Here is a 1,783-nt window from a genome sequence, read left to right on the forward strand (position 1 = left end):
TCCAGCTTATCAACCATTGACCCAAGCCGGGTATACATCGTCGTTGCGGGCCCTGCCGAGATATCGGTTGTATCATGGGTGAACGAGAACCCCTCATACTGGCCGGGGGTGCCGATCCGAAGCTCCACGTGATCCACCACGCGCTCAAGCTCCTTTGGTGCCGTATAGGTGAGGCATGCTTCATAGACAGAGAGCGGATACCGGCCCATCACATCCACGTTCAGCGTCTCCTTATCGACCTCGCTCGGATCGATCCGGCTCGTCAGGACAAGGGGGGCATCCATCGAGCCGCCCCGTGTCTCCGGCAGAAACGACCGCGAGAAGTTTATTAAGCCATCTAAGAGCAGCATCACGCAGTCCTCATCACCATCACACTGGCCGCAGAAGATCCCGTTTGCATGGAGGGTGTGATCATCTGCCACCGTCACACAGTACACCCGGTCATCAAGGCAGGGGACGGGATCGGCGGATTTGATCGTATCTGCAATCACTATTCCCCCTTCCAGCACCGGCACCCGTGCCCCCGGCTTCACCTCAAGTGCCCGGATCTTCCTGAGATATGCACAATCCCAGACAAGCATCGCATGATCCGGGGTTACCGCGAGCTTCTTTCCCCGTTCGGTCTCAAAGAGGATGAGATGTGCCGGGGCACGGTGTACCGAGACCGAGGTGACCTTCCGCATCTTCTGGTTTCCGTTCGTATCCACTGCGATCAGAAGGTGGGGGGAGGCCGGATCCGAATAGAAGGTTCCAAGCCGGTCGCATCCCGGCTGTGAGATATCGAAGTTCTCAATGACAAACTCCCGGATCGGCATCTTCTTCCAGCCGGACTGCCCGTACACCTCGATCTCGGTATCGCCGTGGAAACAGTTCCGCCGTTTCGCCGCATGGAAGAAGGGGTGTGCATACCCGACAAGTGCCCTTGAGTAACCAATCAGCCGGGCAAGCACACCCGCACTCGTATGCGGAGCAAGCCCGATTAAGAGCTGGCCGACGAGATCCTGAGGCTTCTCTGCATTATAGAACCGGGGCAGGCCGTACACCTTCTCGAGAAGATCATCCATAAACCCTGCCACCTTCAGGAGATACTCGCCGCAATCCTCTGAGACGAGTATATCCTGGGGCCTCAGCTCACAGATCTGCTCGCTATCCACCAGATCCCTCCCCTCATAATCCTTCAGGTATCCAAGCTCACGGAGCCTCTCAGGCGACACCCCGATCTCGGATGGCCGGAAATGGGTGAGGGGAAGATCGATCATATCATAGCGGACGGTTCCGTCCTTGAAGACGAAGAGATCCCGGACCGCCCGGAGGATCCCCTTCTCAATCGCCTCAACCGACCGCTCACGGGAGATCAGCCCTTTCACGCCCTTCAGGAGCTTCAGGTCTGATTGAACCATCCCGAGAGTGGTAAGCGCCGATTCATACTCCTTTTTGATATTCACCTCAACCTCAAAGTTGCAGTTGAGGGGGGCATCGCACCGGGGACAGCGGTCACCGTCTGTAACCTCCTTGTTGCAGTGAACGCACCGGAAAACAGGCACTGTGTGGCCTCCGCAGGCACACCGGTTCCAGAAGGTTTTATCGCCACAGATGGTGCACCGCCGCTCACCCACTTCAATTGAGATCTGTCCCTGCGTCTCGATATCGATATAGAGATCCCCATCCCCCATCGTCTCCTGCCGCCGCTTTGCGCCCGCTCCCTGGAAAGAACGCCGGGCACCGCCATCGTTTCCGATCGGGAAGAGGGCATGCGGTGCTGTCTTCATCTTCCTTGGGGCGG

At 57.8% G+C, this 1,783-nt stretch carries 1 pseudogene; it reads right to left on the minus strand.

Features of this window, described 5'->3' with window-relative positions:
* Positions 1–1,783, minus strand: a pseudogene (locus QCH34_RS11925) (DNA polymerase II large subunit); the annotation flags it as partial.

It is taken from the genome of Methanocalculus sp. (assembly GCF_029762515.1).
GTDB lineage: Archaea > Halobacteriota > Methanomicrobia > Methanomicrobiales > Methanocorpusculaceae > Methanocalculus.